The 25,976-nt window shown below is 67.5% G+C and carries 23 protein-coding genes; 17 read left to right on the top strand and 6 right to left on the bottom strand.

Going from position 1 to position 25,976, the window contains the following annotated elements; genetic code table 11:
- Positions 1–15: 15 nt before the first annotated feature.
- On the bottom strand, positions 16–2,673 hold the full coding sequence (clpB, locus tag AC1DKN_RS15970) for an ATP-dependent chaperone ClpB (protein WP_476871829.1): 2,658 nt from the start codon (positions 2,671–2,673) through the stop codon (positions 16–18).
- Positions 2,674–3,233: 560 nt separating this feature from the next.
- Between clpB and AC1DKN_RS15965 the strand changes: the two genes are divergently transcribed.
- From AC1DKN_RS15965 to AC1DKN_RS15930, 8 genes are all read left to right on the top strand, one after another.
- Positions 3,234–4,292, top strand: a complete 1,059-nt coding sequence (locus AC1DKN_RS15965) for a LacI family DNA-binding transcriptional regulator (protein WP_230008957.1) — start codon at positions 3,234–3,236, stop codon at positions 4,290–4,292.
- 167 nt (positions 4,293–4,459) lie between these two features.
- Positions 4,460–5,779, top strand: coding sequence for an MFS transporter (locus tag AC1DKN_RS15960; RefSeq protein WP_476871828.1), 1,320 nt, complete (start codon positions 4,460–4,462; stop codon positions 5,777–5,779).
- 85 nt (positions 5,780–5,864) lie between these two features.
- On the top strand, positions 5,865–6,629 hold the full coding sequence (locus AC1DKN_RS15955) for an SDR family oxidoreductase (RefSeq protein ID WP_476856980.1): 765 nt from the start codon (positions 5,865–5,867) through the stop codon (positions 6,627–6,629).
- 100 nt (positions 6,630–6,729) lie between these two features.
- On the top strand, positions 6,730–7,662 hold the full coding sequence (gene kce, locus AC1DKN_RS15950) for a 3,5-dioxohexanoate:acetyl-CoA acetone transferase (RefSeq protein ID WP_028275471.1): 933 nt from the start codon (positions 6,730–6,732) through the stop codon (positions 7,660–7,662).
- 4 nt (positions 7,663–7,666) lie between these two features.
- A complete protein-coding gene (locus AC1DKN_RS15945) occupies positions 7,667–8,683 on the top strand; it encodes a glycerate kinase (protein ID WP_476871827.1) in 1,017 nt (338 codons plus the stop codon).
- Between the two features lie 717 nt (positions 8,684–9,400).
- Positions 9,401–9,892, top strand: coding sequence for a carboxymuconolactone decarboxylase family protein (locus AC1DKN_RS15940; RefSeq protein WP_476871826.1), 492 nt, complete (start codon positions 9,401–9,403; stop codon positions 9,890–9,892).
- 176 nt (positions 9,893–10,068) lie between these two features.
- On the top strand, positions 10,069–11,406 hold the full coding sequence (locus AC1DKN_RS15935; RefSeq protein ID WP_476856983.1) for an FAD-binding oxidoreductase: 1,338 nt from the start codon (positions 10,069–10,071) through the stop codon (positions 11,404–11,406).
- Between the two features lie 119 nt (positions 11,407–11,525).
- Positions 11,526–12,395, top strand: coding sequence for a DUF4031 domain-containing protein (locus tag AC1DKN_RS15930; RefSeq protein WP_476871825.1), 870 nt, complete (start codon positions 11,526–11,528; stop codon positions 12,393–12,395).
- Between the two features lie 34 nt (positions 12,396–12,429).
- Here the strand turns inward: AC1DKN_RS15930 and AC1DKN_RS15925 are convergent, their stop codons facing one another.
- The 3 genes from AC1DKN_RS15925 to AC1DKN_RS15915 form a co-directional block, all read right to left on the bottom strand.
- Positions 12,430–12,903 (bottom strand): SRPBCC family protein, encoded by a 474-nt coding sequence (locus AC1DKN_RS15925; protein WP_028275467.1) that lies wholly within the window; start codon positions 12,901–12,903, stop codon positions 12,430–12,432.
- Positions 12,904–12,972: 69 nt separating this feature from the next.
- Complete coding sequence (locus AC1DKN_RS15920) at positions 12,973–13,386, bottom strand: YccF domain-containing protein (RefSeq protein WP_028275466.1); 414 nt, start codon at positions 13,384–13,386, stop codon at positions 12,973–12,975.
- Between the two features lie 142 nt (positions 13,387–13,528).
- Positions 13,529–14,080, bottom strand: a complete 552-nt coding sequence (locus AC1DKN_RS15915) for a YceI family protein (RefSeq protein WP_028275465.1) — start codon at positions 14,078–14,080, stop codon at positions 13,529–13,531.
- Between the two features lie 409 nt (positions 14,081–14,489).
- Between AC1DKN_RS15915 and AC1DKN_RS15910 the strand changes: the two genes are divergently transcribed.
- Positions 14,490–15,539, top strand: coding sequence for a metallophosphoesterase (locus tag AC1DKN_RS15910; RefSeq protein WP_476871824.1), 1,050 nt, complete (start codon positions 14,490–14,492; stop codon positions 15,537–15,539).
- A gap of 77 nt (positions 15,540–15,616) precedes the next feature.
- Here AC1DKN_RS15910 and AC1DKN_RS15905 read toward each other — a convergent pair whose 3' ends face one another.
- Complete coding sequence (locus tag AC1DKN_RS15905; protein WP_476871823.1) at positions 15,617–16,627, bottom strand: glycoside hydrolase family 16 protein; 1,011 nt, start codon at positions 16,625–16,627, stop codon at positions 15,617–15,619.
- Between the two features lie 301 nt (positions 16,628–16,928).
- On the opposite strand from AC1DKN_RS15905, the gene AC1DKN_RS15900 reads away from it, so the two are divergent.
- The 8 genes from AC1DKN_RS15900 (at position 16,929) to AC1DKN_RS15865 (ending at position 25,316) form a co-directional block, all read left to right on the top strand.
- A complete protein-coding gene (locus AC1DKN_RS15900; RefSeq protein WP_243180637.1) occupies positions 16,929–17,780 on the top strand; it encodes a glycosyltransferase family 2 protein in 852 nt (283 codons plus the stop codon).
- A 1-nt stretch (position 17,781) separates the two neighbouring features.
- Positions 17,782–18,780, top strand: a complete 999-nt coding sequence (locus tag AC1DKN_RS15895; protein WP_476860206.1) for a glycosyltransferase family 2 protein — start codon at positions 17,782–17,784, stop codon at positions 18,778–18,780.
- Positions 18,781–18,873: 93 nt separating this feature from the next.
- Entirely contained in the window at positions 18,874–19,974 is a 1,101-nt protein-coding gene (locus AC1DKN_RS15890) for a hypothetical protein (RefSeq protein ID WP_223917141.1), read from the top strand.
- 11 nt (positions 19,975–19,985) lie between these two features.
- Positions 19,986–22,079: a glycosyltransferase gene (locus AC1DKN_RS15885; RefSeq protein WP_476871822.1), complete on the top strand. Its 2,094-nt coding sequence runs from the start codon at positions 19,986–19,988 to the stop codon at positions 22,077–22,079.
- Between the two features lie 8 nt (positions 22,080–22,087).
- Positions 22,088–23,971 (top strand): hypothetical protein, encoded by a 1,884-nt coding sequence (locus tag AC1DKN_RS15880; RefSeq protein ID WP_476871821.1) that lies wholly within the window; start codon positions 22,088–22,090, stop codon positions 23,969–23,971.
- Positions 23,961–24,338, top strand: coding sequence for a hypothetical protein (locus AC1DKN_RS15875; protein WP_230009974.1), 378 nt, complete (start codon positions 23,961–23,963; stop codon positions 24,336–24,338). The genes AC1DKN_RS15880 and AC1DKN_RS15875 overlap by 11 nt, the downstream gene beginning before the upstream one ends.
- A complete protein-coding gene (locus tag AC1DKN_RS15870; protein ID WP_026538140.1) occupies positions 24,335–24,514 on the top strand; it encodes a hypothetical protein in 180 nt (59 codons plus the stop codon). The genes AC1DKN_RS15875 and AC1DKN_RS15870 overlap by 4 nt, the downstream gene beginning before the upstream one ends.
- A gap of 97 nt (positions 24,515–24,611) precedes the next feature.
- Positions 24,612–25,316 carry a hypothetical protein gene (locus AC1DKN_RS15865; RefSeq protein ID WP_476871820.1) on the top strand — a complete coding sequence of 235 codons (705 nt, stop codon included), beginning with the start codon at positions 24,612–24,614 and terminating at the stop codon, positions 25,314–25,316.
- Between the two features lie 30 nt (positions 25,317–25,346).
- On the opposite strand, the gene AC1DKN_RS15860 is transcribed toward AC1DKN_RS15865, so the two are convergent.
- Complete coding sequence (locus AC1DKN_RS15860; protein WP_476871819.1) at positions 25,347–25,949, bottom strand: phosphoribosylanthranilate isomerase; 603 nt, start codon at positions 25,947–25,949, stop codon at positions 25,347–25,349.
- Positions 25,950–25,976: the final 27 nt, after the last annotated feature.

The following is a 25,976-nucleotide window of genomic DNA, read 5'->3' as shown; positions in this document are numbered from 1 at the left end:
CTTGCCCGGCGGCGCCTACTCCTTGCGCCGGACCGAGAGCCCGGTGCCCGTGGCCGCGCCGCCGCTGGTCAGCTCCCTGTCCCCCAGCCCGCCCATGGTGAGTTCCATCAGGTCCGGCGCGGTGTCCACCAGGACGGTGTCGCCGTCGGCGATTTCGCCGGCCAGGATGGCCTTTGCCAGCCGGTCGCCGATCTCGCGCTGCACCAGGCGGCGCAGCGGCCGCGCGCCGTACGCGGGATCGAAGCCGGACACGGCCAGCCAGGCGCGGGCACCCTCGGTAACTTCGAGGTTCAGCCGGCGGCCCTTGAGCCGCTCGCCCAGCTCCTTGACCTGCAGTTCCACGATCCGGGAGAGCTCCTCCACGCTCAGCGGATCGAACAGCACCACTTCATCGAGCCGGTTGAGGAACTCCGGCTTGAAAGAAGCGTTGACCGTGGCCATGACGGCGTTCTTCTTAGCCGCGGCGTCGAGGTTGGGGTCCACGAGGAACTGGCTGCCCAGGTTCGAGGTGAGCACCAGGATCACGTTGCGGAAGTCCACGGTGCGGCCCTGCCCGTCGGTGAGCCGGCCGTCGTCGAGCACCTGCAGGAGGATGTCGAAGACCTCCGGGTGGGCCTTTTCCACTTCGTCGAGCAGCAGCACGGAGTACGGGCGCCGCCGCACGGCCTCGGTAAGCTGGCCGCCCTCCTCATAGCCGACGTACCCGGGAGGCGCCCCGACGAGCCGGGCCACGGAGTGCTTCTCCGAATATTCGGACATGTCGATCCGCACCATCGCGCGCTCGTCGTCGAACAGGAAGTCCGCGAGGGACTTGGCGAGTTCGGTCTTGCCGACGCCGGTGGGGCCGAGGAACAGGAACGAGCCGGTGGGCCGGTTGGGGTCGCTGATCCCGGCGCGGGCGCGGCGCACCGCGTCGGAGACCGCGGCGACGGCCTGCTTCTGGCCGATCAGCCGCTCGCCCAGCACGTGCTCCATGTTCAGCAGCTTCTGGCTCTCGCCCTGGAGCATGCGCCCCGCGGGGATGCCGGTCCAGGCCGAAATCACCTCGGCGATGTCGTCGGCGGTAACCTGGTCGGCCACCATCTGCCCGGACTTGTCCGGCACGGCCGCTTCGGCCTCGGCGGCGGCGTTCAGTTCCCGTTCCAGGGCGGGGATCTCGCCGTAGAGGATCCTGGATGCGGTCTCCAGGTCCCCCTCGCGCTGGGCCTTGTCCGCGGCGGAGCGGAGCTCGTCAAGCTTGGCCCGCAGGTCGCCCACCCGGTTCAGCCCCGCCTTCTCGGCTTCCCACCGGGCGTTCAGGCCCGCGAGTTCCTCCTTCTTGTCCGCCATGTCCGCCCGCAGGGCCGCGAGCCGTTCCACCGAGGCGGGATCGGTCTCGCTGGCCAGGGCCAGTTCCTCCATGGTCAGTCGGTCCACCTGGCGGCGCAGCTGGTCGATCTCCTCCGGGGCGGAATCGATTTCCATGCGCAGCCGGGACGCGGCCTCGTCCACGAGGTCGATCGCCTTGTCCGGCAGCTGCCGGCCGGAGATATACCGGTTGGAGAGCGTCGCGGCCGCCACGAGGGCGGAATCGGAGATGGAGACCTTGTGGTGGGCCTCGTAGCGTTCCTTGAGGCCGCGCAGAATGCCGATGGTGTCCTCCACGCTGGGCTCGCCCACGTAGACCTGCTGGAACCGGCGCTCCAGGGCGGGGTCCTTTTCGATGTTCTCGCGGTACTCGTCCAGCGTGGTCGCACCGATGAGGCGCAACTCACCGCGGGCCAGCATCGGCTTGAGCATGTTGCCGGCATCCATGGAGCTGTCCCCGGTGGCGCCGGCACCCACCACCGTGTGGAGTTCGTCGATGAACGTGACGATCTGCCCCTCAGAGTTCTTGATTTCCTCCAGGACAGCCTTGAGCCGCTCCTCGAATTCGCCGCGGTACTTTGCCCCGGCCACCATCGAGGCGAGGTCCAGGGCGATCAGCGTCTTGCCGCGCAGGCTTTCGGGCACGTCGCCTTCCACGATCCGCTGGGCGAGCCCCTCGACGACGGCGGTCTTGCCGACGCCGGGCTCGCCGATGATGACGGGGTTGTTCTTGGTGCGGCGGCTCAGGACCTGGATGATCCGCCGGATCTCGGCATCACGGCCAATCACAGGGTCCAGCTTGCCCGAGCGGGCGACCGCAGTGAGGTCCGTGCCGTACTTCTCCAGCGCCTGGAACGAGTTCTCCGGGTCCGCGTTGTCCACTTTGCGGTCGCCGCGGACGCCCGGGAGGGCGGCCAGCAGTGCCTCGTGGGAGGCTCCGGCCTCGCGCAGGAGCTTCCCGACGCCGTCGCTCCCGGCGGCAAGGCCCAGCAGCAGGTGTTCGGTGGAAACGAAGGCGTCCCCGAGCCGCTCGGCCTCGTTCTGGGCATTCTTGATCGCCTGCAGCCCTGCCCGGGACAACTGCGCCTGCTGCACGCTGCTCCCGGAGGTCGACGGAAGGGCCTTGATGGCGGTGCTCGCCTGGACACTGACGGCGTCCGGGTCGGCGCCGGTGGCGCGGAGCAGCGCGACGGCGACGCCCTCCCGCTGGTCCATGAGGGCCTTGAGCAAGTGAGCGGGCTCGAGCTGCGGGTTGCCTGCGGTCGAGGCGTTCATGGCGGCCGCAGCGAGGGCCTCCTGGCTCTTGGTGGTGAATTTGGCGTCCAACGAGGGCTCCTTCCGGAAAGGTTCTGATATCAAAGTTGAGTCTACATCGCTCAACTTTGATAAGAGGGCGGCTGGCTCCATGTTTGCCGACAGCGAAACGCCTGTCTAGGGCCGACCGCCCGCGGCCACCGTGCGCCCCGCGGCCGCGCACCCCTGCCGCGCACCCCGGCCGAGGGACATGCCCTCCCCTGGGCACCCCGCCGCGGGACATGCCCTCCCCCGCGCCCGAAGAGTGGACATAGTGCCACTATGCCCAGCGCCCGGGCCCACGGCTGGACATGTCCCCCCGGCCCGGGCGCGAACAATGAACGTGCCCCCTCGACCCGGGCGCGAACAATGAGCATGCCCCCCCCGGCCCGGGCACAAACAATGGACGTGTCCCCCGGCCCGGGCAAAAACAATGAGCATGCCCCCTCGGCCCGGGCTCCAACAATGAGCATGTCCATCAGCAGTCTGCCTGCACGGCCCGCGTGAATGACTTAACGTTGCTTAACGATCGGCGGGCTCCTTACTGTAACTGGGGTCACAGCAAAACGAACCGACGCGAAGGAGGGCCGGACATGCACGAACACGCCGTAAGCGCCACCGTCGACGGCCCCGTTCCGCCGGTTTCGGCCGCTGCCGTGGCCCGCGCCGCAGGGGTTTCCTCGGCTGCGGTTTCCTACGTCCTCAACGGCAAGGGCGGCGTCTCGCCCGAGACCCGACGCCACATCATCCACGTGGCGAACGAGCTCGGCTTCAGGCCCCGTAAGCCGTCGCAGTCAACCGACCCGCAGCGGACCCGGGTAATCGGGCTGATCCTGCCGAACATCATCAATCCGATGTTTCCGCGCTGGGCGCAGGGCGTCATTACGGCCGCGGCGGAGTCCGGCTACGAAGTGTTCGTCGCCACCACCCAGGACGATCCGGAGGTGCTCGCCCAGGTCACCTCGACGCTCGCGCACCGCAACGTCGATGGCATCATCCTGGCCGCCTCGCTCCGGGACGACGCCACCGCGCTCCGCACGCTGAGGGCGGCCCGCATCCCCTACGTGTGCCTGTCCCGCCGGGCGGACTTCCTCGACTCGGATTTCGTCGGGATCGACGACGACGCCGCAGCCACCACGCTGATGCAGCACATGCTCAGCCACGGCTTCACCGAAATCGCCACCGTGATCGGCCCCCGGTTCTCAACGGCCTCCCTGGCCCGCGAACAGGCGTTTGTCCGCACAGCCGCCGCGGCGGGCATCACGATCAGCGGCGACCGGAAGATCAGCACCAGGGTGAACAACGAGGGCGGCCGGCTGGCGGCGGAGCGGCTCTTCTCGGCCGGAACGCCGCCGCAGGCCGTGGTCTGCGGCAGCGACGAGCTTGCCATCGGCGTCATGGAATACGCGTTGTCGCGCGGCCTGCGCATCCCGGACGACGTCGCCGTCGCCGGCTGTGACGGGCTGCCGCACAGCCGCTCCGGGCTGATCAACCTGACCAGCATTGTCCAACCGCAGCAGGAAATGGCCAACGAGGCGTTCGCCATGCTGCTCAAACGCATCGATTCCCCGTCCGCCACCTATACCTCGAAAGTGTGCCGGCACCGCCTGCACGTCGGGCGGACGTGCGGCTGCACGCCTCCTGACAGCTGAGGCCGCGCTACACGCGGGCCGGCCCGTCCGCGGCCAGCCCTACCCATTCCCGCGACCCTGACGAACCACGCGCCGCGCGCACTGCCGCGGCCGTCTGCCTCCCGTTTGCCCTTTCCGCATGCCCGCTCTGACCACCTATCCCGCCCACGAGCCAAGGACCCCGACCCATGTCAGTTGTATCCGCAACAAAGAAGATGCGCACGCCACAGGAAATCAACGGCGTGATCTTACGCCGCGTCATGCCGCTGCTGATCGGCGCCTACATCATGGCCTTCCTGGACCGCACCAACATCGGTATGGCCAAGGACCGGCTGGAGATCGACCTCGGCATCTCGGCCACCGCGTACGGCATCGGCGCCGGGCTGTTCTTCCTGACCTACGCCTTGTCCGAAATCCCGTCCAACCTGATCATGCACAAGGTCGGCGCCCGGTTCTGGATCATGCGGATCATGATCACCTGGGGCATCATCTCCGCCGGCATGGCCTTCGTCCAGGGCGAATGGTCCTTCTACATCATGCGGATGCTGCTCGGCGTGGCCGAGGCCGGACTCTTCCCGGGCGTCATGTACTTCCTGACGCAGTGGTTCGTGGTCAAGGACCGCGCCAAGGCCAACGGAATGTTCCTGCTCGGCGTCTCCATCGCCAACATTCTCGGGGCCCCGCTGGGCGGGCTGCTGCTGACCTTTGATGGGCTCGGCGGCCTGCACGGCTGGCAGTGGATGTTCCTCGTCGAAGGACTCCCGGCCTGCGTCCTCGCCTACGTCGTCTGGAAGAAGCTCCCGGACCGCCCCAGCATGGCGACGTTCCTCACCGCCGAGGAAGCCGCCGATCTCGAGGCCCGCATCGCCGCCGAGGAGACCGCCGGCGCCGCGGCCTCCGGCAACCACCTGCTCCGCGATGTCCTGAAGGACAAGCAGATCCTCCTCGTTGTCGGCGTCTACTTCACCCACCAGATCGCCGTCTACGCCCTGTCCTACTTCCTGCCCTCCATCATCGGCACGTACGGCAAGCTCAGCCCGCTGCAGATCGGCCTGCTGACGGCCATCCCGTGGATCTTCTCCGCGGCGGGCGCCCTGCTGGTCCCCCGCTTCGCCACCGACGGCCGCCGCTCCCGGATGCTGGTCACCGGCACCATGACCGGCATCGTCGCCGGCTTCGCCCTCGGCGCCGTCGGCGGGCCGCTGCTGGGCATGATCGGCTTCTGCCTCGCCGCCTTCAATTTCTTCGCCCTGCAGCCGATTCTCTTCACCTACCCGGCCACCCGGCTCAGCGGCGCCGCCCTCGCCGGCGGCATCGCCTTCGTCAACACCATCGGCCTCTGCGGCGGCTTCCTGGGCCCCTACGTCATGGGCTTCATGCAGGACGCCACCGGCTCCAAGCTCTCCGGCCTGTGGTTCATCGTGGGCATGTGCGTCATCGGCGCGCTGCTGTCCCTGCTGCTCAAGCGCGGCACGGAGAAGCCCGCGATTGTTCCGGCCGCCCACTGACGCACTGCTCCCACCGCCCGTTCCGGATGCGCCCCGCCGCGCGTTCGGAGCGGGTCCGCAAGCCATCTCACTGCAAGGACTACTCATGGATTTCACCGCCAAGCGCATTCTCGTCACCGCCGGAGCGAACGGCATCGGCCTGGCCATCGCCAGCAAGTTCCGGGAACTCGGCGCCACCGTCTTCGTCACCGACATCGACCCCGACGCCGTCGACAAGGCCCGCGTCAACGGGCTCCTCGCCGCGGTCAGCGACGTCTCGGACGAGGGCCAGGTCCGCGAACTCATGGACACCGTCCGGGACGAAATGGGCGGCCTCGACGTCCTCGTCAACAACGCCGGCATCGCCGGTCCCACCGGGCCCCTGGAATCCCTCGACGCCGCGGCGTGGAAGGCAACCTTCGACGTCAACATCCATGGCCAGTTCTTCTGCATCAAGCATGCCCTGCCCCTGCTGCGCGAGGGCAGCGGCGCCTCTATCGTGAACCTGTCCTCGGCCGCCGGGCGGCTGGGCATGGCCGGCCGCAGCGCCTATTCGGCGTCGAAGTGGGCCGTCGTCGGGCTGACCAAAACCCTCGCGATCGAACTTGGCCCGGACGGCATCCGCGTCAACGCCATCTGCCCCGGCGCCGTCAACGGCCCACGCATCGACTCCGTGATCGCCGCCAAAGCCCGGATGCTCGAGCTGCCGGCGGACGAGGTGTCCGCGCTGTACCACAACCAGTCCTCGCTGGGCCGGCTGATCGAGGCCGAGGACATCGCCAACATGGCCGCCTTCGTGGCCAGCGACATGGCCCGCAACGTCAACGGCCAGGCACTCGCCGTGGACGGCAACACCGAAAAGCTCTACTGACCTGAACTGAACTGCCTGGGGAGCCGGTCCGCCCCAGGCCGCCGCCCGCCCCGCACCCACGCTGCCCCGCCCCGCCCCGCCCCACCAAGGAGACATTCCCATGGCTGCTGCCCGCAAGGTCATCATCACCAGCGCCGTCACCGGCGCCATCCACACCCCGTCCATGTCCCCGCACCTGCCCGTCTCCCCCGACGAGATCGCCGACGCCGCGATCGGCGCCGCCGAGGCAGGCGCCGCTATTGTGCACATGCACGCCCGCGACCCCAGGGACGGCCGCCCCTCCCAGGACCCCGAGCACTTCGCCCCGATCCTGGACAAGCTCAAGCGCAACACCGACGCCGTCATCAACATCACCACGGGCGGCTCGCCGCACATGAGCGTCGAGGAGCGGATGCAGCCGGCGGCGCTGTTCAAGCCGGAGCTTGCCTCACTCAACATGGGCTCGATGAACTTCGGGCTGTACCCGATGCTGGACCGCTTCACCGAGTTCGGCCACGACTGGGAGCGCGAGGGGCTCGAAAAGAGCCGCGACCTCGTCTTCAAGAACACCTTCCAGGACATCGAGACCATCCTGGGCATCGGCAACCAGAACGGCACCCGCTTCGAGTTCGAGTGCTACGACATCTCGCACCTGAACAACCTCGCGCACTTCCACGGCCGCGGGCTGGCCAGGGGACCGCTGTTCGTCCAGTCGGTCTTCGGCCTGCTCGGCGGCATCGGCGCGCACCCCGAGGACCTCATGCACATGCGCCGCACGGCGGACCGCCTGCTCGGCGAGGACTACGAGTGGTCCATCCTGGGCGCCGGCAGGAACCAGATGCCGCTCGCCACGATCGGCGCCGCCATGGGCTCCCACGTCCGGGTGGGCCTGGAGGATTCCCTGTGGATCGGTCCCGGCCAGCTCGCCGCGTCCAACGCCGAACAGGTCACCCGGATCCGCACCATCCTGGAAGCCCTCAACTTTGAGGTCGCCACCCCCGACGAGGCGCGGCAGATGCTGCAGCTCAAGGGCCGGGAAAACGTAGGGTTCTGAGCCGATGAGCATCCTGGTGGCCCCGGACAGTTTCAAGGGCACCTTCACCGCTTCCGAGGTGGCCGGGCACATCGCGGCCGGCATCCGCACGGCCGGCGCGGCGGCCCGCGAGCTGCCCGTGGCCGACGGCGGCGAGGGCACCACCGAGGCCCTCGCCCGCGGTCTGGACGCCCGGCCCGTCTTTGTCACCACGGTCGGGCCGTGGGGCGAACCCGTCGAGGCGGCGGTCGGGCTCACCGCCGGCGGGACCGCCGTCGTCGAACTGGCCGTCGCGAGCGGCCTCAACCTGCCGTCCGCCGGCGGCCGGGACCCGCTGACGGCGAGCACGTACGGCACCGGCGTCCTGATCGCGGAGGCCGCCCGGCACGGCGCACGCCGCATCGTGGTGGCGGCAGGGGGCTCGGCCACCACCGACGGCGGGGCCGGCGCCATCGCCGCGATCGAGGAACGCGGCGGGCTCCGCGGTGCCGAGCTGGTGATCCTGAGTGATGTCACGACGCGTTTTTCCGACGCCGCACGCGTGTTCGGGCCGCAGAAGGGAGCCGGGCCGGCCGCGGTTGAGCTGCTGACACACAGACTCGAACTGCTCGCGGCGGAGTTCGCCCGGGACTACGGCCGCGATCCCCGTCTGGTGGCCCGGACCGGCGCGGCGGGTGGCTTCTCCGGCGGAATGTGGGCCCGTTACGGCGCCCGCCTGGTGTCAGGGGCGGACTATGTCCTGGATCTGCTGGGCTTCGACGCGCAACTGGCCGCCAGCAGCGCGGTGGTGGTCGGCGAGGGCCGGCTGGATTCCCAGACCGGCCAGGGGAAGATCATCGGTGCCATCCTGGCCCGTGCCGGCACCACGCCGGTGTACGCGGTGGTGGGATCGGTGGATCCGGACCTTGGCGACTACGCAGACAGCTTTGCCCGCATCATCCTGGCCGGAGATCCGGCAGCCATGCAGGCGGCGGGGGCGGAACTGGCCCGCGCGGCTTCGGCGGCTTCCCCTGCTGCTGGCGCTGCTCCTGCTCACCTGTGAGTCCGCGGGACATGTCCTCCTTGGCCCGCGCCAGTGGACATACTCCCTTTGTGCCCATCCCCGGGCCTGAAGACTGGACATGTCCTCCGCTGCCCGGCGTGACCAAGGGACATGCCCTCCCCCGCTCCGCAAAATTGCCCAAAAAATGGACATGCCCATCGCTGCCACGTGTGACCACCGGACGTGCCCTCCGCCGCCCCGTGCCAGTGGACATACGCCCTTTGTGCCCATACCCGGACCTTAAGAGTGGACATGTGCCCCGCTGCCGGACGTGACCATGGGACATGTATTCCCGCGGCCGCACGATTGGCTGAAAACTGGACATGTCCCCCCAGCGGGAACTGGCGAAAATCAACTCGTGAAGCCCGGCCTGGCGGAGCTCGGCGGCGCGAAGCCTGGCCCGGCTCGGAAGGCCCGGCTAGGAAGGCGCGACTCGGAAGGAGCGGCTCAGAAGGAGTCGCCGGGTTAATGTGGCCCGGTTAATGCGGCCCGGCTCGTGAAGCCCGGCCTAGCGGAGCTCGGCGGTGCGAAGTCTGGCCCGGCTCGAAAGTAGCTGCCCGGGGAGGCCCGGCTCAGAAGGAGCGGTCCGGCGGCCGGGTCCCCCAAGGAGCCGGCCGCCGAACCAAACACTCCCACCTCCAAAGCTTGTCACAGGTTTGACAAAATTGTCACACGCCGCTCCGGGCCGTGCCGAGGCCCGTCGGTATTGTGGAATCCATGAATGACACGACGGCACCGCACGATCCCGGGCACCGGAGCATATTCCTTGACAAGGCGCACCCCGCTGCCTGGCGCGCACTCAACGGGCTGGGCCTGAAAGCCAAGGAAGCCGCCACCGAGGCCGGGCTGGACGACACCCTCATCGAGTTGCTCAATGTCCGCATTTCGCAGATCAACGGCTGCGCCTTTTGCCTGGACATGCACGTGGGCGACGCCGTCAAGAACGGCGAGTCGGCCCAGCGCCTGGCCGTCCTCCCCGCATGGCGCGACACCACCCTGTTCTCCGAAAAGGAACGTGCAGCCCTGACGCTGGCCGAGGCCATCACCACCATCTCTGACGCCCATACCCGCGACCATGAAGGCGCACAGGCCAGGCGGCACCTGACTGCCGAAGAATTTTCCGCCGTCAGCTGGCTGGCGATTACGATGAACGCGTTCAACCGGGTTTCCATCGTCAGCCAGCACCCGGTCCGCGACGCCCGCGGCTAAACCACCGTCCACTCCCGCCAGCCGCCCGCACAAGAACACCCGGTCGGCGGACAGGTGTCGGCGACTATGGCGCCGGCAGTGCGCGGCTGGCTAAGCAATGAGCCGTAGCCACAACTGGCGTGCAGTCGTAAGCTCGAAAAGTGGGGCGGAGCCGCGGTCACCGAGGGAGCACTGCCATGAGGTGGGTCAGGCCGGGTCACCCGGAGTACGACGAAACACGAAGACTCTTCAACGCGATGATCGACCGCCATCCGGCCGTCATAGCCCCGTGCGCCGACCCGGTAGGGGTGGCCGAGGCGCTGGCGTACGCGCGGACACACGGCTTCGAAGTCGCCGTCCGGGCCGGCGGCCACTCCGTGGCCGGCATGTCCATGAACGACGGCGGCCTCGTGATCGACGTTCGTCCGATGAAGTCCGTGCGGGTGGACCCGGAGGCCCGCACTGCCACGGTGGGCGCGGGCCTCACCTGCGGCGAGTTTGACCGCGCCACCCAGGAATACGGCCTCGCCATCACAGGCGGGCGGGTCTCCACGACCGGGCTCGCGGGTTTCACGCTCGGGGGCGGGTCCGGCTGGCTCGAGCGCGCCTTCGGCTTCGCCTGCGACGACCTCGTCTCCGTGGATCTGGTCACCGCCACCGGCGAGCAGGTGAGGGCCAGCGCCCAGGAGAATCCCGAACTCTTCTGGGCCCTGCACGGCGGCGGCGGAAACTTCGGCGTCGCCACCTCGTTTACGTTCGGCCTGCATCAGCTGGGGCCACGCGTGCATGCCGGGGTACTGATGTGGCCGGGGGACGCAGCCCCGGAACTCAGCCGCGGATACCGGGACCTGGCCTCCGCGGCTCCCAACGAAGAGTCCGCCACCCTCATCTACGGGATTGCACCGGCGGAACCCTTCGTGCCCGCGGCCATGGTGGGCAAGATGGCGGTGTACGTCGTGTATGTCTTCGCCGGGGATGCCGAGGAAGGCAAAGATCATGCCAGGGCATACCGGGAACTGGGCCCTGTTGTGGACCTGGTGGAAGACACCGGCTACGCAGACTTCCAGTGCTCCCTGGACGACCCGCCGGGCAAGTACAACTACTGGAGTGCCGACTACCACGATGAACTCTCCGACGACGCCCTGGACGTCATCATCGACTCGGCCCGGAACCTCCCGGGACCAAGCTCCCAGCAATTGATCGCCCATTGGGGCGGGGCGGTGAGCGGGCCGGCCGCCGCGGCCACCCCGCTGCTGAACCGGACCGCCAACTGGGTGAGCCACCCGTTCGGCCTGGGTGACACCCCGCAGGGCGGGCAGGACGCGAAGGCATGGGTCAAACGCTTCCGCCAGGACATCTCCCCCTACGCGACCGGGGGCGTCTGGCTGAACTTCATTGGCGACGAAGGCCAGGCCCGGATCCGCGCGGCCTACGGCGAAGAAAACTACAACCGGCTGGCGGAAGTGAAACGCGAGTTTGATCCCGGGAACGTGTTCCGCGGGAACCAGAACATCCGACCCGCCGTCGCGGTGTGACCACAACGGCGGTGGCCCCGCCGTCGCGGCATGACCCCGACGGCGGCGCCCTCCCGGTGCCCGCACCGGTGCGCGCAGTCCGGGCCGCGCGTGTCCGCGGTCGGGGCTAGACTGCCACCATGGCCGTCTACGTCGATCCGCCGCTCTGGCCTGCCCACGGAACCCACTTTTCCCATCTGGTCTCGGACACGTCGATCGCGGAACTGCACGCCTTCGCCGCAGCCGCCGGCATCCCCGGGCGAGCGTTCGACGGCGACCACTACGACGTCGCCGAGGCCCGGTACGAGGCCCTGGTGGCGGCCGGCGCCATTCCTGTGGAGGGCCGGGTCCTCGTCCGAAAGTTGATCGCCAGCGGGTTGCGGATCCCGGCCCGACGGCGCGGCAAGGCCCTCCGGGTCCCGCTCCTGAACCGCTGGAACGAGGCGTTGCCGGGCCACGACGCCCTCTTCCTGGACCTGCTGGACCGCTGGGGCGAGGAACACCGGAAGTACCACGGCCGCACCCACCTGCTGGCGGTGCTGGAAGCCCTGGACCTGCTGTGCGATCCGGCCGTTCCGCCCCGGACCGTGCTGCTGGCCGCCTGGTTCCACGACGCCGTCTACCGCGGCGTGGCAGGCCAGGACGAGGAAGAGTCGGCGCGGCTGGCCGACGACCGGCTCCGGCATGCCGGACTCCCGGCCGCCGAGGTGGACGAAGTGGTGCGCCTGGTGCTGCTGACGGCCGACCACTGTCCGGAGCCCGGAGACGACGACGGCGCTCTGCTCAGCGACGCCGACCTCTCCGTCCTCGGCGGGGAACCGGAGGCCTACGCCCGCTACCTCGCCGCCGTCAGGGAAGATTTCGCCCACATCGGCGACGCCGACTTCGCCGCCGGCCGCGCCGCCGTCGTCCGCCAGCTGCTCCAGCTCGATCCGCTCTTCCACACCGACCGTGGCCGCACACTGTGGCTGGACGCGGCCCGCCGGAACCTGCAGGGCGAACTCGCGTGAGCGGTGTCCCGCCCTCCCACTAGAGACCGGCGGCTCAGGCAGCCACGCTGAGGTGATTCGCCAGCCGGTCGAACGACTCGCGCCACCCTTCGCCATGGCGGTCGCGGCTTTCCGCGGAATCGAACGGCCCCTGGGTGAAGGTCATCTGCGTGCCGCCGTCGATCTCCTCCAACCGGATCGTCACCTCGGTCTCGAAGCCGCGGGTGCCGTCCGGCCTGTCCCATGCGTGGGTGAACACGAACAGGTGCGGCGGCTCGACATCGGTATGCACCCCGCTCCACCAGAATTGCTGCCCGGTACTGTCCTGGATCATGCAGGCGCGGTACAGGCCGCCGACTTCGAGGTCCGCGTCGACGCTCTCACGCGGGACGTGGAAGCCGCGCGGACCCCACCACTGCGGAGCCTGGTCCGGGTCCGTCAAAGCCGACCACACGCCCTGGATCGGCGCCCTGAACTCGCGGACAATGACCAGCATGAGGTCCGTTTCGCCGTTTGCCGGTTGGCTCATGGTCCTCTCCCTCGGATTGCTTGAACTGACAGGTGAAGTGCCCCGGCCTGCTGGCTGCGCTGCCGCCGCCTAGCGCCGGCCGGGGCTGTAGGCGGTCACATACGGGGTGTTGCTCGGGATGATTTGTTTCCCGAGCGGCATCAGCGAGATGGGTATGAGCTTGAGATTGGCGATCGCCAGCGGAATGCCGATAATCGTGATGGCCATGGCGAAGGCCGTAACGACGTGTGCGATCGCGATCCAGATCCCGGCCACAAGCAGCCAGATGACATTTCCCACCAGGGTGAATATGCCGTTGCCGCCGGGCTTGTCCACCACCATGCGGCCGAACGGCCACAAGGCATAGGACGCGATGCGGAACGAGGCCAGGCCCCACGGAATGGTGACGACCAGCAGGCAGCAGACGACGCCGGCCAGGAAATATCCCAAGGCAAGCCACAGGCCGCCGAAGAGCAGCCAGATGATGTTCAGGAGTGTCTTCATGGATTAATTCTCGCCCGTAGGAGTGACATTCGGATCAGTGGTTTACCCGGAAAGATCCCTGATTTTCGCGCCCAACCCCGGACAGGTTTCCACGAGCCCGGTCCACGGGTGCCCGGCCGGGTTCGGTCCGCCTCGTCGGTGCCTAGGTATCGGCCTGTTTGACCATGGCGGCCTCAACGTTGATCTTGACCTTGTCGCTGACCAGCAGGCCGCCCGCTTCAAGGGCGGCGTTCCACGTCAGGCCGAATTCCTTCCGGCTGATGTCCGCCTCGGCACTGAATCCGGCCCGGGTGGCGCCGAAGGGGTCCACCGCCACACCGGTGTACTCGACTTCGAGCTCCACCGGCTTGGTGACTCCACGGATTGTGAGCTCGCCGGTCAGCACATAGTCTTCCCCCTCGCCCCGGATCCCGGTGGCCCGAAAAGTCATGTCGGGGAACTGCTCAACGTCGAAGAAGTCCGGGCCGCGGACGTGGCCGTCGCGGTTGGCGTCGCCCGAATCGAAGCTGGCGGTCTTGACCGTGGCGTGCAGGCTTGCGTCCGCCAGCGACTCGCGCACCCTTGCCTCGGCGGAGGCCTCGTTGAACCGGCCGCGGACCTTGCTGATGCCCGCGTGGCGGACGCTGAAACCGATTTCGCTGTGGGACATGTCCAATGTCCACACTCCGGGGGTCAAACCTTCGGGCAGAGTCACAACGGTCTCCTTCGAGCGGTGGCGGGCCTGTCCCGCCGGGGCGGTCGGGGTATTCCCCACTCTGCATGCTAACGAGGAAGCCCGTCCCGGGCTAGGTCCCACCGGCCCTGACGCGGGACACTCGGCACGCGACACGCCAGCGGCCACCCCGGGCGGCGGCGTCGCGCGTCGGCGTCGCGCGTCGGCGGCGGGATTTCCGAAGGCGGGTCCAGCGATCCGGGGCCGACGCGTTCTCTGGCCTTCGCTCCACGGCCGGGTTACTCTGGCCTATAAATGCCGGCCAATCACCGAATTTCGCAGAACTATTTACACAGTCCTGATCAACCAAATGATGTGAGGAATCGTGGCCAGGTCCCTGGGGAAACATGGCAAGGCGGGTATCGGCGCTTGCTTGCTGAGCCTGGGTCTGTTGCTTTCCGCCTGCCAGCCCGGGCCGCCGGAACCCGCACCGCGCCCGAGCCCCGGCACGCCGTCGTCCCCCGCGCCGTCGCCCCCATCGCCGTCCACCGCACCGCCGTCGTCGTCTGCCGCGCCGTCGGCCGGCGAGCCCGTGCATTTCACCGCCCAGGGTGACATCGGCGTAGGCTCGGGCGCCAAGAAAGTGCTCGACGCCGTTGCCGGCCTCAAGCCCCACCTGAACCTGGCTCTGGGCGACTTCGCATACAAGGCCGGGCTCGAACAGGAGTTCTGCGACATGGTCACCGCCCGTCTCGGCGAGAACTTCCCGTACCAGTTGGTGACCGGAAACCACGAGAGTGACGGCCGGGATGGCGACATCGAGAAGTATGTCCAGTGCCTGCCCAACAGGATGCCCGGCCTCCAGGGCGAATACGGCGTCCAATGGCGCCTCGATGTCCCCGAGCAGAATCCGGTTGTCCGCTTCATCATGGTTTCCCCCGGCATCGATTTCCGGGGCGGGGAGCCGCTGGACTACTCAAGGGACAGCGAACGCTGGCGCTGGACCGCGGACGCCATCGACGAGGCCAAATCGCAGAACATCCCCTGGACGGTGGTGGGCATGCATACCCCGTGCCTGAGCGTCGGCAACTACGACTGCCAGGCGGGGCAGGACTTCACGAACATGCTGATCGAAAAGCAGGTGGACCTGGTCCTGTCCGGCCACGACCATGTCTATCAGCGGACGCATCAACTGGCCACGGGCGGAGGCTGCGCGGAACTCGTTCCCGCGACCTTCGCCTCCGCATGCCTGGCCGATACCGATGACGCCATGGCCCAGGGCTCGGGGACCGTGTTCGCCACCGTCGGCGTTGGCGGCGTCGGACTCTATAACGTCCGATCCGAGGACCCGGAGATGCGCTACTTCGCCAGCACATCCGGGAAGAACCAGGACCCGGCCTTTGGGACCCTGGACGTCATGGCGACGGCGGATGAACTTGCCGCCCGGTTCATTCCCGCCGACGGCTACAGCTTCTCGGATTCCTTCATCCTCCGCCGGTAACCTGCTGCGGCATAAGGGCTCAGGTGTGCGGCGGCGGGTAGGCCGCCGGTAAGCCGTCGGACGCGCCCCGAGAGGGCTCAGGCCGGCACCCAGATGCTGACCCAGTCCAGGTAGACGTGGCCCTGGGTTTCCGGAGCCGGACACAGAGGCAGGCAGGATTCGGTCTGCAGGATGAAATGCATGGGCGTCGAGGGCACGTCCGTTGTGCTCGCGCCGATGGATCGTCCGTCAATGAAGAACTCAACGCGGCCGGGAGTCCACTCTGTCGTGGCAACATGCCAGTCTGTGGAAACTTTATTGGAAAAGAACTGTTCAAAGCGCTTTGGATCCAAGGACATGAAATGGGCAGCTGCCGTCAGGATTGCTCCGAGGTCGCCTTCTGGGAAATCTATCTCCCCGTCCCGCGGCCAGATGCCACTATCCGGCCACAGGAGCCACGCCGTCTTGAAGCCAGGCATGGCATCCCCCCTGTACCGGACTGAGTAGCGGCCGTACAGCATGCTGTTGGCCCTCGGGGGATTTTTGCTGGCATTCGGAAATTTGGGCGTGGGCGCGGCACCCATGAAGACACCGTTTTCCGAATGCATGAACCAGTCCAGAACGCCGTTTTTGACGCTCAGGACTTTCGAGGGATAGTAGCCCGATTTTCCGCCGCTGACCTGTCCGTCCGTATCCGGTGTTCCGTCTTTGTATCCGGCACTCCACCGGTCCCGGTAAAGCGGTCCGGGAAAGGAGCCCAGGGGGACGTCACCGCCGGAGAAGTCCTCCACAAAGACGTTCCTCCATCCGGGCAGATCCCCCGACATGGCCGTGTCAGTGGTCCGGTCCGGAGGCGGTGCCGATGTCCGGGCAGGCCGGGACGCCGGCGCGCTCCCAGTCGCAGGGGCGGCAGTGGCGGTGCCACCTGCCGGCGGCTCGGTCGGCGCCACCGACTGGAGCCCGGGCTGTGCCCCCCCTGTTCCGGCGTCGGTCGGCGGAGCCGCCGGCGACGCCGAAATGGACGTGAACAGCGGCCGCTCGCCCTGTGGAGCGGCATCCGTGCCGCACGCCGCCAGGGCCATGACCAGGACCATGGCGGGAACCGCCATGGTCCTGAAGGTCAGGAGACGCCGGCGTCCTGCCGGCACGCGCCCCCAATGAACGGGTGTCCGCATCGAGCCAGTGTCGCATGGAGGCAACCGCCCATCAACAGTTGTGCCTCAAATTTGGTTGAAAGTTCCAGTTAATCCAAGGTTAATGCAAGGTGGCGAAACCAAACTTTAACCCTGGGGTATATCACTAAGTTGTCGACAACCGAACAGCGTAAGCATTGGGTCTATTTTCCGGTCGGAGGAGTCGGAAAGCGCTGTAGTTGCGACGAGCAGAATACGTCATTGAGTGGTGAGGCCAGTGTCCATCCCGAATCTCAAGCCGAACGTGCGCCCCCAAACGACGCCCCCGCCGGCAAATCCCTCGGTCAGCGTGGTGATCCCCACTTTGAACGAGGCAATGAACCTGCCGTGGGTGCTGCGGCGTATGCCCTCCTATGTGGATGAGGTGGTAATTGTTGACGGCCGTTCCCTGGACGGCACAGTGGAGGTGGCCCGGGCCTTGCGCCTGGACGTCGTGGTGGTGGCAGAGCCCCGCCCTGGCAAAGGAAACGCCGTGCGGGCCGGATTCGCCGCAGCCTCCGGCGACATCATCGTCATGCTCGACGGGGACGGCAGTATGGACCCCCAGGAGATCGGCTGGCTGGTGACTCCGCTCCAGCACGAATACGACTTCGTCAAAGGCTCCCGCTATGTGACGGGCGGCGGCTCAGACGATCTCACATGGCTGCGCAGCGGCGGAAACAAGATGCTCACCCGGCTCGCCAACACTGTCCTCCACAGCGACTACTCGGACCTTTGCTACGGCTACATCGCCCTGCGCCGCGAATGCGTTGACATTCTGGAGCTGGAGTCGGACGGGTTCGAGATCGAAACTGAACTGATTGTGCGGGCCTCAAGGGCGGGCCTGCGCATTGCCGAGGTGCCCAGCCACGAACTGTCCCGCATCTCGGGGCAGTCAAACCTGCATACCTTCCGGGACGGCTGGCGGGTCCTCCGCACCCTGGCCCGCGAGCGAGTGAGCTGGGAAGCCCCGACCGCCGGCGCCCGCCCCGAAGCCCTGCGTCGGGTCAAGTACAAGTACCCCAACGAGGTCTTCCCGCACGTTCCCACCGATCCCAGCAGCGTCCTGGGCGTACGGGCAGGCGAATAGGATGTCCGAGAACTCCAGCCTTCCGGAAGTATCCGTGGTCATTTGCTCCTACTCGGAGGACCGGTGGGACCAGCTGATCGGCGCCCTGGACTCCGTCCGCACCCAGACCTTCCCACCCAAGCAGACGATCGTCGTCGTGGACTACAACGTGGACTTGTACAAGCGCCTGATCTTTACCGTCCCGGATGCCGTAATTATCGAGAACGCCGGACCCAAGGGTCTCTCGGGCGCCCGCAACACCGGAGCAGGCATCGCTAAGGCCGAGATCGTGGCCTTCCTCGATGACGACGCCGAAGCCGAGCCGGACTGGCTCGAACGGCTCGCGGCGATGTACGACGATCCCGACGTTCTGGCGGTCGGCGGCCGGGTGGAACCGCTCTGGGAAGCCGGACGGCCGGGCTACTTCGCCAACGAGCTCGACTGGATTGTCGGCTGCACTTACCGGGGAATGCCCAAAGTCGCCGCCGAGGTCCGCAACGTCATTGGCGCGAACATGTCCTTCCGCGCCAGCGTCCTGGAACGGGTCGGCGGTTTCAACACAACCCTGGGCCGTCAGGATGCCGTCCCGCTGGGCTGCGAAGAGACCGAACTGTGCATCCGCGCGGTGATCGGAGCTCCCGGATCCCGGGTGGTCTATGAGCCCGCGGCCCTGGTGCACCACCACGTTCCGGCCGAGCGCGGCACCTTGCGCTACATGCTGGCCCGTTCCTGGGGCGAAGGGATTTCCAAGGCGCAGGTCAGCAGGGTGGTCGGCCACAAACGGGCACTTGGTCCCGAACGGCGCTATGTCCGGCAGGTCCTGCCTCGTGCAGTATTCGCCGGAATCCGCGGCTGGCTCGGCGGCGGGGACCGTGCCGGGCTCGGCCGGGCAGCGGCCATCATCGCCGTGCTCGCGGCCACCGCGACCGGCTATGTGCGCGGCCGCCGGCTGCCTGCGGCGCCGTCGCCGGTCAAAGCGGCTGTTGTGACGCCGGAAGAGCCGTGGCGGGAAGTCAAATGAACCGCGCTGCGCCCTTCCCCGTAGAGCGCCGGGTGCAGGCCCTGCACCCGGAACCACCTGACCGCAGGAACCCGACCCCAGAAAGCTTGGATCATGAGCCAACCTGAGCGCGACGTGAAACAGCCCATTGGCGCCTCTGCCGGAGCCTCCTTCGATGTCCACGGGATCGTGGGCATCGACGTGGAGGCGGGCACACCAGGGGAACCGCAACTGCGGGATATGCTCGCCCCGTTCCTGGGGAATTCCACCGCGCCGCGGCGGATCACCATCGGCGCCAAGATATCGCCGGTTTCCAGCCAGTCGCACGCGGAGGATGCCTACCGGTTCACCGGGGAGTCCCTCTATATTCCGGCGGACCGCGTCCAGATCATCGAAACAAAGGACGGCTACCGGATCGAAGGCGCCGGTGAGCTCCTGACCTCTGTGATTCCGCTGCTGGACCGGCTGTGTGTCCAGGAGGAGACGGCCATGATCCATGCTGCCGTGGTGGACTTCCGCGGCTCCGGGGTTCTCCTGCCGGCCTGGGGAGGTGTTGGAAAGACCAGTACGGTGGCGAAGCTGGTGGCCATGCCCGACGTGCGGTTCATGGCCGACGACTGGGCCTTCATGGGCGCCGGCGGAATGCTCATGGGCTACGCCAAACCGATGTTCATCAAACCCCACCACCGCGCCATCTACCCGGACATGTTCCGGGGAACCCGCAAGCCCCTGGCCCCCGGATGGCTGACGACTCCTGTCGCCCATCTGGCCACGGCGGTCCATCCGGTCATTGTCCGCTATCCGAAAACAGCCGCATTCACCCGGCGCTGGTCCCCCGAACACCGCATGGTGCAGCCGGAGCATGTTTTCGGGGCGCAACGGATCTCGTCCGCGGCGCCGGCACAGCTGGCCATCTTCCTCGAGCGCTTCGACGGCGCGGACGCGCGGCTGGAAGCACGCAGCGCCGAGTGGATGACCTCCCGGGTCGTCGGCAACTTCCATTCGGAACTGCCCATGGTCTCGCGGCGCCTTGTCGAGGCCCTCGGCGCCACCAGCCTGGTCCCGTTGGAGGAGCATTTTGGCCAGAAGGCGGCCGTGGTGCGCCGGGCCCTGGAGGACGTTCCCTGCTGGCTGCTCCGGCTTCCCGCCGCTTGGTCAGCGGACCAGGCCTCTGACTTCATCGCGAATCTGGTTCGTTCAAAACTGGATGAGTGAGGCGAGGCCACGTGAGCGATCTGAAGGTGTCGGTTGTTGTTCCGGCGCGCAATGCCGCAGCCTGGCTGGGCGAGTGCCTGGAGTCGATCCGCAGCCAACACCCGTACGAAATGATCGTGGTCGATGGCTGCTCGACGGATGACACTGTCGAAATCGCCCGCGACTGCGGGGCGACTGTCATCTCCGATGAAGGACGCGGCCTGCCTGCCGCACGGATGCTCGGCGCCCGCAGTGCCACCGGCGACGTTGTCGCCCTGATCGACGCCGACGTCGTCCTTCCGCCGAAGAGCCTGTCCCGGCTGCTGACCGAATTCGAGGCCGGCGGCTACGACGGCCTGCAATTCGGGCTGGCCAGCGAAGCCGACGGCCCCGGCTATTGGGGGGCTGCGCTGGCCTGGCACCACAACCACAGCCGGGTGCGCAAGTGGTTTGGCGTCAGCGCCACGCTGATGCGCCGCGACGTGCTGCTCGACGTCGGGTTCGACGACGACTTCCGCTCCGGGGAGGATGTGGAGCTGAGAATCCGGCTGGAGCAGGCCGGGTTCAAGCTCGGCGTCTCCGACTCCGTGGTGGTCAGGCACCGGTTTGACGACACGTTCGACTACGCCCGCGACCAATGGCTCCAGGACGGGGCCGGGATGGCCCGGACCGTCCGTAAGCACACGGGCCGCGCCGGCTGGCTCGTGATGCTGCCACTGCTGGCCACCGTGCGGGGGGTTGGCATGTCCCTGGTCCGGGCACCCCGCTTCCTGCCGTACTGGATGGGCTTCCTGCTCTACAACTACCGCGCCATGGCCGGCGAGCTCCTGCGGCCGGCCCACAAACCGATCTCGGTCGGCGGGAACGCGGCCTGGCTGGCCGCCGCGAGGATTGCCCCCATGGTGACGGGCTTCCTGTTCTGGGCACTCGCGGCCCTCGTGCTCCCGCCGGAGCAAATAGGCCTGGGGTCCGCGGTGGTCGCAGCCGCGCTCCTGACCGTGCAGCTGGGGATGCTCGGCGTCGGGCCTGCCACGCTGACGCTGCTGCCCGCGGAAACTGACGGCGGCCGGCGCCTCATCGCCACCGGCCTGCTTACCGTGGCAACCTGCTCCCTGCTGGGCGCTGGCCTGCTGGTTGCCGTCACCTCGTGGCTCGGCACAGGCGTGGGCGAGGCCTGGGCCGACCCCCTGGTCACCATTCTTTTCCTGGCCACGGCACTGCTCGCCGCCACCGCCTACCAGCTGGACCACGTGGGCGTAGCCCAGGAACGGGCCGACCGCACGCTGGTCAGAAGCCTCGCACAGTCCCTCGTCCAGCTCCTCTTCCTGGCCGCCGCGCTGGCCGCCGGGCTCCGTGACCTGGCGGTGATTGTGGGCGCCGTCGCCGCCGGCGCCCTGGCCAGTGTCCTCGTAGGGCTGCGCCAGCTCGCCCGTGCCCACGTGTCCCCGGACTGGAAGCACGGCTTCCGGCCTCGGCCGGCCCTCAATCTCCTGAAGCCGGGGCTTCCCAACCACGCCCTCACGCTCGCCGACCGCGCGCCCGGCTACCTGCTCCCGCTCATCGTTGCAGCTACCCTGGGCCCGGCGTCGACTGCCGCCTGGTATGTGGTCTGGATGATGGCCTCGGCAGTGTTCTTCGTGCCGCAGTCCGCCGGGTTTACCCTGCAAACGGCCCTCGCGGGTTCACGGGCGCGGCCGGGCCTCCTCGCCTCAGCGTTACGGGCCAGCTTTATGCTGACTCTCGTGGCCGGGCTGATACTGCTGCTGGCCGGCCCCCTGCTTCTGGGCTTCCTCGGACCGGATTATGCGTCCGCGTGGGTCCTCATTCCTGTACTCGTCCCGGCACTCCTCCTGAGTTGCGTGACCCAGGTCTACTACGGGCTGTGCCGGGCCCAAGGGCGGCTTTTCGAATCCACGATAGTCGCCACTCTGGCCGCCATCCTGGTCGTGGCACCCGCCGCGGCAGTGGCGCAGCAATATGGCCTCACCGGGGTCTCAGTCCTATGGGCCATTGCCCAAGCGGCTGCTTGCCTGATGGCCACCTGGCGCCTGATCACCCTGACCCGGATGAAGCCCGCCTCCACCGCAGGCGAGATTCCTTCAGCGGCGCGCCACCAGCCGACCTGAATCGAGAAATGATGACACACGAAACGGCAACAGGCCTCCCTGTGGGCACCGCCCACCGGCATGAGGCGCATGCGCACGTCGGCGGTGCTAAGCCGCCCACCCACCGCAACCTCGGACTCACGCCGTCGTGGCACATCGGTGCCCTGGCCGCGGCAGCCGCGGCCGCGCTCGCCCTCGGCGTGTGGAGCATGAACCAGGTCAATCCTTTTCAGATCGGCGGGGCCGGGCTGATTGATGCCCTCCCGCCGGCCTATTTCGTTGCGCTCGCGCTCAGCCTCGCCGGATTTGTTGCGTCGCTGAGCCTCCGCCGTCTGGTTCCGGCGCTTCTGACCTGGCAGCTCCTGGTCACAGTGGTTCTCCTCGACGGTGCTGACCCGATCATTCATGGCCTGCCCCGGCTCGAGGCCAGCTTCCGGCATCTGGGCATTGCGGACACCATTAGCCAAACGGGCCAGCTGGATCCGACCCTGGACGCCTACTTCAACTGGCCAGGATTCTTCAACGTGCTGGGAATGCTCTCCGGGGCGACGGGCGCCAAGGATCTTTTCGGGATCGCAACGTGGGCGCCGGTGGGCATCAACATCCTCCTGCTCGCACCACTGCTGGCCCTGGCCCGGCGGTTGACGGCAAATCCGCGCCAGGCCTGGGCGGCTGTCTGGATCTTTTACGTGGCCAGCTGGATTGGACAGGACTACCTGTCACCACAGGCCTATTCGTTCCTCCTCCTGCTCACACTGATTGCCTGCCTGCTCAGCGTCTTCGGCGGTTGGGCCTGGCCCACGGAGCGCACCCGCTTCTCCCGGTGGCTTGCCCGCAGTGTCAGCAAACTGGACAGCTCGGTCCCGCGGTATGGCGCCGCGGAACCGCACCGGGCGGACACGGCGATTCTCGTGGTGGTCTGCGCACTGATCCTGCTCGCCATGACGGCTTCACACCAGCTCAGCCCCTTCGCCGCGATCCCCATCCTGGCCGCGCTCCTGCTGACCGGACGTCTCCGGCTGCGCTTCTTGCCGGTCCTGGCCGTGGTCCTGCCCGTCGGCTGGCTGCTCTTTGCGGCTTCCACATTCGTGGAGGGGCATTTCGGCCAGCTGCTCGGCTCGCTCGGTGACATCGGTGCGAACAGCCTCGGCGCGCTGAGCAGCAGGGTCTCAGGCAGCGACGCCCACATGTTCGTGGTGTACACGCGCATGGCCGAGGTTGCGCTGGTCTGGGTGCTCGCCGTTGCCGGCGCCATTGTGGGCTACCGGCGGAAGGCACCGTGGCTGGCGGCCGCGGCCGCGGCGCTGGCGCCGCTGGTCCTGATTCCCCTCCAGCCCTATGGCGGTGAACTGCTTCTGCGCCTGTATCTCTTCAGCCTTCCGTTCGCCGTCTGCCTGGCGGTGCTGCCACTGGTGTCAGACAGTGCCGCGGGGCTGAGCCTGCGCCGGGCCCTCGCGCTGCTGCTGATGGGCGCGGTGCTCGCTACAGCCACTGTCGTCTCCCGTTACGGAAATGACGGCATGGAAAGCTTCAACGACGACGAAATCGCCTTAGTGAACCACCTCTATGCGACAGCGCCCACCGGTTCCGTCCTCATTGAGGCAGTTCGCAACACCCCGTGGAGATACCAGCACTACGCGGACTACGACTACCGGGCGCTCGTTGCTGCCGAGCCCATTCCCAACGCCGCGCCGCTCAGTTGTGACGCGGCCAACCAGATCGCCCACAAAGCGGGCGCGTACCTCATCGTTACCGAAAGCCAGCAGGAGGCAGCCGAACTTCGCGGTTCGACTCCCACCGGCGACCTTCAACGTTTTACCGCCACATGCGCCACGAGTCCGGGCTGGACAAAGGTTTTTGAAAACGCAGGCGGCGTGATTTTTCACATCGAAGGAGTTAGCAATGGCAACTGAACGCAGCTACGTGAGCTATGCGACGGCAGCCGTCGCCGTAGCAGCCATACCGCTCTCGTTTGTCGGCCCCGAGGGCCTGCGCCTGGCGGTGATAGGCCTGCTGATGCTGGCCGGGCCTGGAACGGCGCTGGTGCTGCTCCTCCGCTTCGACCCCCCGCGCTCAGCCCAGGCAACTGGTGCGCTTCCCCTCAGCATCGCCATCGCAATCGCCTTCAGCCTCGCGATGTCCACCCTCGTGGCGACGGCGATGATCTACGCACGTCTCTGGTCACCGCCGGCGGCCGTATGCCTCCTGTCGGCCCTGACCCTCGTATTCCTGGGCATTGAGTTCAAGCGGCCAAAGCGTGCCCTGGTGCGTGCGAAATGATCATCTTCCTGACGGGGCTGGCCACGATGACGGCCCTCGTGAGCTGCGATGTGCTTCGCGTGTTGCAGCCGGACAAGGCACTCCCGCGCGCCGTGGTGATCACCACGGCAGCCCTGCTGGCCATAGTCGGCGTCGCGGTGGTCATGCAATTGGTGCATCTGGCGCAGCTGGCATGACAGAAACCGTCCGCCCGGTGCCGCGGCACTGGGCGGACACCAACAAGTCGAACCAATCACGGAAAGTATTTCAATGAGAAAACTTAGAACACTCAGCATGGTTGGGACGCTCGGAATGCTCGTAGCCGGTTCCCTTGTCTTCGGTTCCGCCCAGGCTGCCACCGCCGCAACCTGCAGCCCGGCACCGACAAACTCCTATCCGGGCACCGTCGTGCTCGCCACCAGTTTTGAAGCGGGCGGCTTTTGCGGCCTCGTCCCCAAAGTGTCCGGCACAGGCACCGCAACTATGTCCACTTCGCGGCCCCACACCGGGACGCATGCGGCCAAGCTGCACGTGACCACGGATTCGGGCTCGCTCGCAAACCTCTCATCCCCTTCGTTTTCCTCGGGGACCAAGACCTCGTACGCGGACGGCTGGTTCAATATCACTGTTGCCGGCGTTTCCGGCAATGACGTCCCGTACTTCCGTTTCTTCTCCGGTTCCACCCGTGTCGCGGACATCTACCGCTACAACAGCAACGGGCAGTTGTGGCTCAGGGTCACGTCACCGAGTGGCACCTTTGTCTACACGAAGCTGATCTCCAGCAGCATCTCTCTGAGCGCCTGGCACCATGTGTCCATGCGGGTGACCGCCAACGGCAATTCGTCAACAATCCAGGTATGGTTCGACGGCGTGCAGCGCTACAGCAGCTCGAGCGTCCAAATGCTCGGGAGCAGCCTGAGCAAAGTTCAGCTCGGGGCCGAGCACAACCGGCAAAAGGGCGACGAATACATCGATGACGTCGTCATCAAACGCTCCTAGCCCCTCAGATGGTCCGCGGGCGGCCCAGCCTCATTCAGGCGCCTTGGCCGCCCGCACGAAATCCCCGATCTTGGCCAAGTCCTTGATGCCGCGCGCCGACTCGACGCCGGAGGACACATCGACACCCCACGCCCCGGCCTCCGCCGCTGCCCGGGCCACGTTGGCGGGATCGAGACCGCCGGCGAGCAGCCACTTGCGTCCGGTCAGGGCCTTGGCCCGGACCGAGCCGTAGTCCCAAGCCTCGCCTGAGCCTGGCACGGCGGCGTCGATCAGGAGCAAATCCTCGTCCCAGTCGCTGAAGGCCTCCGGCGCGGCGGCCATGGTGACAGCCCTGATGAGTTTCATCCCGGCGTCGTGCACTGTCCGGACGTCGGCGGGTGAGCGGTCCCCGTGGAGCTGGACCCAGACCAGGCCCGCCTCACGGGCGACGGCGACGGCGTCGGCGGCCGGTTCGTGCCGGAACACCCCCACCGCGGGCACCCCGTCCGGGACGTGGGCGAGGAGGTTCCTGACCTGTTCCGGCGTGACCTCCCGGGGGCTGCGGGTCAGGACGAAGCCGACGGCGTCCGCGCCGGCGCCTGCCGCGACGCGGACCGCATCCGGGGTGCTCAGGCCGCACACTTTGACAAACATTCGGGCTCCTTCTGGGCGCTTCCTGCC

Source organism: Arthrobacter sp. 01N444 (genome assembly GCF_056399305.1).
This window is presented reverse-complemented; position numbering and strand designations above follow the sequence as displayed.